Annotated in this window: 8 protein-coding genes; 4 read left to right on the plus strand and 4 right to left on the minus strand. The window is 70.1% G+C overall.

Annotated elements, in window-relative coordinates; all coding sequences use genetic code 11:
* Nucleotides 1-214 (plus strand): PPE family protein, SVP subgroup (locus DQP56_RS20485; RefSeq protein ID WP_435673890.1); only part of this gene is annotated, 214 nt, incomplete at its 5' end.
* A gap of 25 nt (nucleotides 215-239) precedes the next feature.
* The gene (locus DQP56_RS20490; RefSeq protein WP_112688587.1) at nucleotides 240-1,460 is read left to right on the plus strand and encodes a PPE family protein; all 1,221 of its coding nucleotides are present in this window, start codon (nucleotides 240-242) and stop codon (nucleotides 1,458-1,460) included.
* A gap of 83 nt (nucleotides 1,461-1,543) precedes the next feature.
* On the opposite strand, the gene DQP56_RS20495 is transcribed toward DQP56_RS20490, so the two are convergent.
* Nucleotides 1,544-3,124, minus strand: coding sequence for a serine/threonine-protein kinase (locus tag DQP56_RS20495; protein WP_205868938.1), 1,581 nt, complete (start codon nucleotides 3,122-3,124; stop codon nucleotides 1,544-1,546).
* A 467-nt stretch (nucleotides 3,125-3,591) separates the two neighbouring features.
* Here DQP56_RS20495 and aroA point away from each other — a divergent pair, with 467 nt between their 5' ends.
* Both aroA and rsgA read left to right on the plus strand, forming a co-directional pair.
* On the plus strand, nucleotides 3,592-4,884 hold the full coding sequence (aroA, locus tag DQP56_RS20510; protein ID WP_112688581.1) for a 3-phosphoshikimate 1-carboxyvinyltransferase: 1,293 nt from the start codon (nucleotides 3,592-3,594) through the stop codon (nucleotides 4,882-4,884).
* Complete coding sequence (rsgA, locus tag DQP56_RS20515) at nucleotides 4,881-5,861, plus strand: ribosome small subunit-dependent GTPase A (RefSeq protein WP_112688589.1); 981 nt, start codon at nucleotides 4,881-4,883, stop codon at nucleotides 5,859-5,861. The genes aroA and rsgA overlap by 4 nt, the downstream gene beginning before the upstream one ends.
* 17 nt (nucleotides 5,862-5,878) lie before the next feature.
* Here the strand turns inward: rsgA and DQP56_RS20520 are convergent, their stop codons facing one another.
* From DQP56_RS20520 to DQP56_RS25385, 3 genes are all read right to left on the minus strand, one after another.
* A complete protein-coding gene (locus DQP56_RS20520) occupies nucleotides 5,879-7,138 on the minus strand; it encodes a fatty acid desaturase family protein (protein ID WP_112688583.1) in 1,260 nt (419 codons plus the stop codon).
* An 85-nt stretch (nucleotides 7,139-7,223) separates the two neighbouring features.
* Nucleotides 7,224-8,369 carry a ferredoxin reductase gene (locus tag DQP56_RS20525; RefSeq protein ID WP_112688585.1) on the minus strand — a complete coding sequence of 382 codons (1,146 nt, stop codon included), beginning with the start codon at nucleotides 8,367-8,369 and terminating at the stop codon, nucleotides 7,224-7,226.
* A 37-nt stretch (nucleotides 8,370-8,406) separates the two neighbouring features.
* The coding region (locus DQP56_RS25385; protein ID WP_435673891.1) for a DUF6912 family protein at nucleotides 8,407-8,581 on the minus strand (175 nt) is incomplete at its 5' end.

Below are 8,581 nucleotides of genomic sequence, written 5' to 3' on the forward strand. Positions count from 1 at the left end.
GACCGCGTTGGGCCCGGTGTCGGGTGGCACGTGGCAGCCGATCGGCCCCGCGACCGGCGGAATTCTCGGCAACTCTCCGATGGCACCCCCGATGGGGATGGCCGGGGTCCCGGCAGGCGCAGCGGGTGCGGCCGGGGCTGGCTTCCGCGGGTTCGGCGCGCCGCGCTACGGAACCGCATTGACCGTGATGCCGCGCCGTCCGTTCGGCGGATAGCACCAAGGGGCCAAGGGGCATAGTGATCGACTACGGGGCATTGCCGCCGGAGATCAATTCCGCACGGATGTACGCCGGAGCTGGGTCCGGCCCGATGTTGGCAGCGGGGGCGGCTTGGGATGTGCTGGCCGAGGAGCTCAGCCTGACCGCAGCCGCCCTCGACATGACCATCACGGACCTGACCAGCAGCTGGCACGGCCCGTCGGCGGCGGCGATGGCGGCCGCGGCACTGCCGTTCACCACCTGGTTCAAGACCACCGCCGCGCAGGCCGAGCTGGCTGCCAGTCAGGCCAAGGCCGCTGCGGCCGCATTTGAGGCCGCGTTCGCGATGACCGTGCCGCCGCCGGTGGTGGCGGCCAACCGGGCGCAACTGATGATGCTGGTCGCCACCAACTTCTTCGGCCAAAACACCCCGGCAATCGCGGCGACCGAAGCCCACTACGCGCAGATGTGGGCGCAGGACGCCGCGGCGATGTACGGCTACGCTGGTGGCTCCGCCGCCGCTTCGCAGCTCTCAGAGTTCAGCCCGCCACCGCAGACCACCAACCCGGCCGGACCCGCGGCGCAAGCCGCCGCGACCACCCAGGCCGCCGGCAACTCGGCCGCGTCGCAGGGGTTGACCACGGCGCAGTCGCTAGCGCAGGCGGGCGCCGCGACCAGTACGCCCACGACGCCGGGGGCCGGCACCGTGCCCCCGCTCACGGCGGCCCTCCAGCCGTGGGTCGACAAGCTGACGACGTACACCACCTTGCTCAACTCGGGCATGGGGATGCGACTCGCCCAGGGGCTCAGCCAGGGAGCGCTCTACAGCTGGGACCAAGCGCCGGGGGCCGCCTCGGCCCTCAGGGACTTCGGCGGGGGCCTGGCGAAGGCGGCCGAGGCCGCGACCAAGAGCGTCGGGACCGCCGCCATCAACACCCCGGGGTTCGGCAACGGGGGGCCGGCGGCTGCGGTAGGCCGGGGCATCCAGATCGGTGCCCTGTCAGTGCCGCAGAGCTGGCCGGTGGCGCCCACGTCGGCCAACCAGGCCGCGGCGACGCTGGTCTCCAGCCGGATGGCCGTGACTGCAGAAGCCGGCATGATGCCCCGAAACGGCATGCCAGGCATGACCGGCCTGGCTGCCCTGCCCGCGGCCGCGGCTGCTGCCGCCGGCGGTGGCGGTGGCGGTGGGACCAGCGGTTTTCGGTTCGTGCCGCGATACGGCTACCGCCACCGGATGATGAGCCGACCGCCCAGCGCGGGGTGATTCGCCGGACAGCAGTCGACTCACGGCTGCATTCGGCGAACACCTGCGCGGAGGTATCAGGCTGATTCGATGCGTGGCCGCTGTCAGGCCGGTTTGACGCGCTTGGCGGCCTCGACGTCGCCGACGACCTCTACCGGTGCATCGCCGAAGCGACTGGCCACCACCGGAACCCAGATCTGGGCGCCCCGCTGGGAGCATTCGTTGGTATCGACGGTGGCGACCATCGCCCCGTGCAGGACACCGGGAATGGTCGGCTCCAGCGTCAACACCTGCGTGGTGGTCTGGGTACCCAGCCGCCCGTCGGGGGCCACACACGGCGCGTCCAGTTGCTGCGGCTCCGAACGCCAGCTCTCTTTAACGTATTCGAGCTTCATCTGAGTGCCACCGTCGGGCAGCGTCGCCGCTTTGTGGTGGTCCTTCTGATCGAGCATCGTTGCCGAAGCGGTGCATGCCCGCTCGTCGCATGTCGTCCGGACCGCCCACCAGGTACTCACGTTGGGCGGGTGCGGGTTGGGGACACCGTTGTACTTCTCCCCCGCCCGGTTGGCGTCCACCCGGTAGGTCCCGTCGAACGGCGGCGCCTTGACCGGCGGCACCACCGCGGCCGCCGGCTCGCCACCGGCGGCGGTCGTGTCCACCGGCTCGTCGGCCAACATGCGCGGGACGACCGTCGCCACCGAGCCGACCAGCACCAGCGCCAGCGGCACGACGAGGGCCGGCCGGGCCAGTCTCGCCAGCCGGCTCCGTGGCGCGGGGTCCGGTACCGCTCGCGGAACGCCCCGAACGACGGTGCTGGCGGCGTCGGGTGCCTCCGCGGCATCCGGATCGCTCAGCTGCTCGGCCAGCGCCGCGACGAAGTCCGAACAGTTCCGGAACCGCTCGGCGGGGTCTTTGGCCAGCGCCGCGGCCAGCACGTCGTCGAGTTCTTCCAGCTCGGGCCGCTGCGCGCTCAGCGGTGGCGGCGGCGTGTTGAGATGGTGGCTGATGACGGTCACCGGGTTGTCGTGGTGGAACGGCGGCGTACCGGTAAGCATCTGGAAGGTGGTGGCAGCCAGCGCGTACTGGTCGGCGTATTGCAGCGCCTCGTCGCCCATCAGCTGCTCCGGCGCGGCATAGGCGATGGTGCCGATCGCCAGATTGCTCGCGGTCAGCCCGGTGGGCCCGCTCAGTTGCCGGGCGATGCCGAAGTCGGCCAGCACCGCGGTCAGGTCACCGGCTTCGGACTCGGTCACCAGGATGTTGCTGGGCTTGACGTCGCGGTGCACCACACCTTGCCGGTGGGCGTAGTCGAGCGCGTCGGCGATGGTCGCGACGATCGGGACCACGGCATCCGGGGGCATACCGGCCGGAAACCTGCGGGTGATCAGCTCGGCGAGACTCTCGCCGTCGACGTACTCCATGGCGATCCACAGCCGTCCCCGAAACTCGCCACGATCGTGCACCCGCACGATATTCGGGTGGTCCAACACCGCGGCGGCTTCGGCTTCCCGCCGGAAGCGCTCCTCGTACTCGTCGTCGGCGCTCAGCGAGCGGCGAAGCACCTTCAGCGCATCACGACGCGGGAGCCGGGGATGCTGCGCGAGGTACACCTTGCCCATCCCGCCGGCACCCAACAGTTTGAGGATGGTGTACTCAGCAAAAATGGAGCCCGCTGCCAGAGCCATGCCGCGATGGTAACGATCCCGGGTGAACGGCCGGGTGCTGCAACGCGGCCAATCGGCAAAGAACGCGCCCAGCACATCCGGTACGCCGGGTTCCATGCGGCCCCAGCTTCGCCGCTCCTCCGTCGAGCCTCACTGAACCGCGGCGTTCATGCGGCGGCCCCAGCTTCGCCTCTCCTCCGTCGAGCCTCACTGAACCGCGGCGTTCATGCGGCGGCCCCAGCTTCGCCTCTCCTCCGTCGAGCCTCACTGAACCGCGGCGTTCATGCGGCGGCCCCAGCTTCGCCTCTACGCCGTCGAGCCTCACTGAACCGCGGCGTTCATGCGGCGGCCCCAGCCGCGCCTCTCCTCCGTCGAGCCTCACTGAACCGCGGTATTCATGCGGCGGCCCCAGCCGCGCCTCTCCTCCGTCGAGCCTCACTGAACCGCCGAATACCAGCGCCGGAGCAAAACGCTGGCAGGATGAAGCCGTGACGACTTGGCCGGCACCGACCGCTACCACCCCTGTCGACGCCACGGTCACCGTGCCGGGTTCGAAGTCCCAGACCAACCGGGCGCTGGTGCTGGCGGCGCTGGCGGCCGCGCGCGGCGGCGGGGTCTCCACCCTCTCCGGGGCGCTGCGCAGCCGCGACACCGACCTGATGCTCGACGCGCTGCGTGCACTGGGTCTGCGCGTCGAGGCGGTGGCCCACCAGGTGACGGTCAGCGGCGAGATCGACCCCGAGCCGGACACCTGGCTGAACTGCGGCCTGGCCGGCACCGTATTGCGGTTCGTGCCGCCGCTGGCCGCGCTGGGCACCGCGACCGTCACCTTCGACGGCGACGAGCAGGCCCGGGCCCGGCCCATCGCTCCGCTGCTGGATGCAATGCGCAGCCTGGGTATCGCCGTCGACGGTGACACCCTGCCGTTCACGGTCAAGGGCACCGGGTCCGTCGCCGGCGGCACCGTGGCGATCGACGCCTCGGCGTCCTCACAGTTCGTTTCCGGCCTGCTGCTGGCCGCGGCGGCGTTCGACGACGGGCTGACCGTGGTGCACACCGGCGCGTCGCTGCCGTCGGCGCCGCACATCGCAATGACGGTCACGATGCTGCGCCAGGCCGGGATCGACGTCGACGACACCACCGCCGACCGCTGGCGGGTGTCGCCGGCCACCCCGACGGCCCGGCACTGGGAGATCGAGCCAGACCTGTCCAACGCCACCCCGTTTATGGCCGCGGCCGTGGTCACCGGCGGCGAGGTGCGCGTCGCCGACTGGCCGGCGGTCGGCGTTCAGCCGTCCGACACCATCATCGACGTCATCGGCAGGACAGGCGCGACGGTGCGCCACACCGATTCGCAGTTACAGGTACAGGGACCGCCCAGCTATGCCGGATTCGACATCGACCTGCGAACCGTCGGTGAGCTCACCCCGACCGTGGCCGCGCTGGCCGCGCTGGCCGCGCCGGGATCGGTGTCGCGGTTGAGCGGTATCGCGCACCTGCGCGGGCACGAGACCGACCGGTTGGCGGCGTTGGCCACCGAGATCAACCGGTTGGGCGGTGACGCCGCCGAAACACCCGATGGCCTGATCATCACCGCGGCGCCGCTGCACGGCGGAACCTGGTGTTCCTATGCCGATCACCGGATGGCCACCGCAGGCGCGATCATCGGCCTGCGGGTCGCCGACGTCGACGTGGAGGACATCGAGACCACCGCCAAGACCCTGCCCGCCTTCCCCCGGATGTGGGCGGAGATGCTGGCCGATTCGGGTTCGAGCGCTTGAAGCCCGGCGACTACGACGAGTCCGACGTCAAGGTCCGTTCCGGCCGCGGCTCCCGGCCGCGCACCAAGATCCGCCCCGAACACGCCGATGCCCGTTCGGCCATGGTGGTCAGCGTCGACCGCGGCCGCTGGGGGTGTGTGCTGGACGGCGAGCCGGATCGCCAGATCACCGCGATGCGCGCCCGGGAACTGGGCCGCACCCCGATCGTCGTCGGCGACAACGTCGACGTCGTCGGCGACCTGTCCGGCCGGCCCGACACGCTGGCCCGCATCGTCCGGCGCGGTCCACGACGAACGGTGTTGCGCCGCACCGCTGATGACACCGATCCGACAGAACGGGTGGTGGTCGCCAACGCCGACCAGCTGCTGATCGTGGTGGCCCTGGCCGACCCGCCGCCGCGCACCGGACTCGTCGAGCGGACGCTGATCGCCGCCTACGCCGGCGGATTGGTGCCGATCCTGTGCCTGACCAAGACGGACCTGGCCGATCCGGAGCCGTTCGCCGGCCAGTTCGCCGACCTGGATCTCACGGTGGTCACCGCAGGCCGCGACGATCCGCTCGACGCGGTGGCTCCGCTACTGCAGTCGCACATCACGGTGTTGCTGGGCCACTCCGGGGTGGGCAAGTCGACGTTGGTGAATCGCCTTGTCCCGCAAGCCGACCGAGCGGTCGGGCAGGTCACTGACATCGGCCGGGGCCGGCACACCTCCACCCAGTCAGTGGCGCTGCCGCTGGCCGGATCAGGCTGGGTGATCGACACCCCGGGCATCCGATCGTTCGGCCTGGCCCATATCGCGCCCGACGATGTGCTGATGGCGTTCTCCGATCTCGCCGAGGCGATCACCGAATGTCCGCGGGGCTGTGGACATCTGGGGCCGCCGGCCGACCCCGAATGCGCCCTGGACTCGCTGAGTGGGCCCGCGGTACGGCGCGTCGCCGCCGCGCGACACCTGCTGTCCACGCTCCGCGAGGGTTAGCGCGCCACAACGGGAGGTCAGGCGGCCAGGCGGGCCGGCTTGTCGCGCCGCCAGCCCCGCACGGTAGAGATCGCGGTCTTGAGTCCGCGACGCCGGCCGGTCACCGGGTCGGCTCCGGTCGACTCCGGGCCCAACTCGGCGAACATCCGCTCGCTGCGAGTCTCCGGGGCATCATCGGCGGTGTCACGCAGGAATCGGTCCGGCAGTGACAACTTGGCTATGGTGCGCCAGGTCTTGCCGTACTGCACCAGAAAGGGACCCGAGGTGTAAGGCAGGTCGTAGCGCTCGCAGATCTCGCGCACCCGCACCGCAATCTCGGGGTAGCGGTTGCTGGGCAGGTCCGGGTACAGGTGGTGTTCGATCTGATGGGACAGGCTGCCGCTGAAGAACCGCATCGGCTGCCGGGCGTCGATGTTGGCGCTGCCCAAAAGCTGTCGCAGATACCAATGGCCGCGTGTCTCGCCGACCATGTCGGTCTTGGTGAATTTCTCGGCGCCGTCCGGAAAGTGGCCGCAGAAGATGATCGCGTTGGACCACACGTTGCGGATCACGTTGGCGATCGCGTTGGCCTTCAGCGTCGAGCCAAACGTCGCGCCGGGCGACAGCGCGGTCAGCGCCGGGAACGCGATGTAGTCCTTGAACACCTGCCGGCCGGCTTTGGTGACGAACTCCCGCAGCCGCACCAGCGTCGCCGCACGATCTGCCCGGCCCATGAAAATCTTGCCGATCTCCAAGTGCTGCAAGGCGACTCCCCACTCGAACCCGATCGCCAACATGGCGTTGTAGAACAGGTTGAACAGGTTGAAGCGCTTCCAGGGCGTGTCACGGGTAACCCGCAGCAGGCCGTAGCCCACGTCGTCATCCATTCCGAGGATGTTGGTGTACTTGTGATGCTGGAAGTTGTGGGTGAAGCGCCAGTGCTTGGACGACCCTGCCATGTCCCACTCCCAGCCACCGGAGTGGATCTCCGGGTCGTTCATCCAGTCCCACTGGCCGTGCATGACGTTGTGGCCGATCTCCATGTTCTCGATGATCTTGGCCACGCCCAGCGTCGCGGTGCCGGCCCAGCGGACCGAGCGGCGAGAGCCGGCGGCCAGCATCAGCCGGCCGGTCACCTCGAGCACCCGCTGCGCGGCGATGGTGCGACGGATATAGCGGGCGTCGCGCTCGCCGCGGGATGCCTCGATGTCGCGGCGGATCTCGTCGAGCTCGGCGGCGAGATTCTCCACATCGGCGTCGCTGAGGTGCGCGAACACCTCGACGTCGGTTACCGCCATCGAACCGCCTTTCGGACACGGGATGCTGAAACCTTGACCTACGATATCGTAACCTACGTTGGCGTAGGTTACCAACGGGTAACCCTCAGACGTCCAGTTCGCAGTCGCCGGCGGCGGTCGAGATGCACGTCTGGATGCGGGTGCCCGGCTCATGATCATCACCGGTGCGCAGGTCGCGGACCTGGCCGGCCGTCAACTCCACCACACAAGACTGGCAGATGCCCATCCGGCAGCCGAACGGCATCTGCACCCCGACGCTCTCACCGGCCTCCAGCAGCGTCGTCGCCGCATCCGTCACGACGCTCTTGCCGCTGGCGGCGAAGGTGACCGTACCGCCACCGTCGGCCACCGCGGTGCGCGCGAGGGTGAATCGCTCGATGTGCAGCCGGTCGGCGATCCCGGCGGCCGCCCAGATGCGCTCGGCGTCGCCCAGCAGCGCCGCCGGCCCGCACGCCCAGGCCTGCCGGCCGCGCCAGTCGGGCACCGCGGCGTCCAGCGAGCCGGGCCCGGACAGGTCCAGCCGGCCTTCGGTGCGGGTGGCGCGCAACAGCAGCCGGTAGCCGGGATGCTCACGCGCCAGGGCCGCCAACTCGTCGGCGAACAGCACGTCGTCGGCGGTGGGCGCCGAGTGCAGGTGCACCACGTCGGTGATGCCGTCCCGGCGGGCCAGGGTCCGCAGCATCGACATCACCGGGGTGATGCCGGACCCGGCGGTCAAGAACAGCACCGTGGCCGGCGACGGATCCGGTAGCACGAACTCGCCCTGGGGGGCGGCCAGCCGGACCACGGTGCCCGGGGCGACGCCGTCCACCAGGTGGCTGGACAGGAATCCCTCGGGCATCGCCTTGACGGTGATCGCGATGGTGCGTGACCCGGTCACGGGACTGGAGGTCAGCGAGTAGGACCGCCAGCGCCAGCGGCCGTCGACCAGCAAGCCGATGCCGATGTACTGACCGGCCCGGTAGTCGAAGTGAAAACCCCAGCCCGGTTTGATGACCAGCGTCGCCGAATCGGCGGTCTCACGCCGCACCTCCAGCACCCGCCCGCGCAGCTGGCGGGCCGACCACAGCGGGTTGGCCAGTCGCAGGTAGTCGTCCGGCAACAGCGGCGTGGTGATGCGGGTGGCGATGCGGCGCAATGCGTTCCAACCCGGATGACGATCGGCGCCGGCGACGGTCGGCCGCGTGGTGTCGCCGATGTTCGCGGTGACCGCGGAATGTTTCTTGCTCACGATGAACCTACGGTAGCGTAGCTTCGCCCGGCCGACATCAGAGCAGGTCAAGCAGGAACGGCAGCTCCTGGGTGGCATACCAGGCCAGGTCGTGGTCCTGGGCGTCGCCGACGGTCAGCTCGGCGTCCTCGTCGCCGAGGTCGGCGTCGTCGATCACGGCCACCGCCGCGTGCACTGCCGGTTCGGCGGCCGCGTTGTCCACGTAAGCCGCC

It is taken from the genome of Mycolicibacter senuensis, assembly GCF_003284925.1.
GTDB classification, from domain to species: domain Bacteria; phylum Actinomycetota; class Actinomycetes; order Mycobacteriales; family Mycobacteriaceae; genus Mycobacterium; species Mycobacterium algericum_A.

What these genes read in the sequence shown, in the direction of transcription:
- DQP56_RS20495 (WP_205868938.1), bottom strand. Translation starts at nt 3,124, where the DNA reads ATGGCTCTGGCAGCGGGCTCCATTTTTGCTGAGTACACCATCCTCAAA.
- DQP56_RS20520 (WP_112688583.1), bottom strand. Translation starts at nt 7,138, where the DNA reads ATGGCGGTAACCGACGTCGAGGTGTTCGCGCACCTCAGCGACGCCGAT.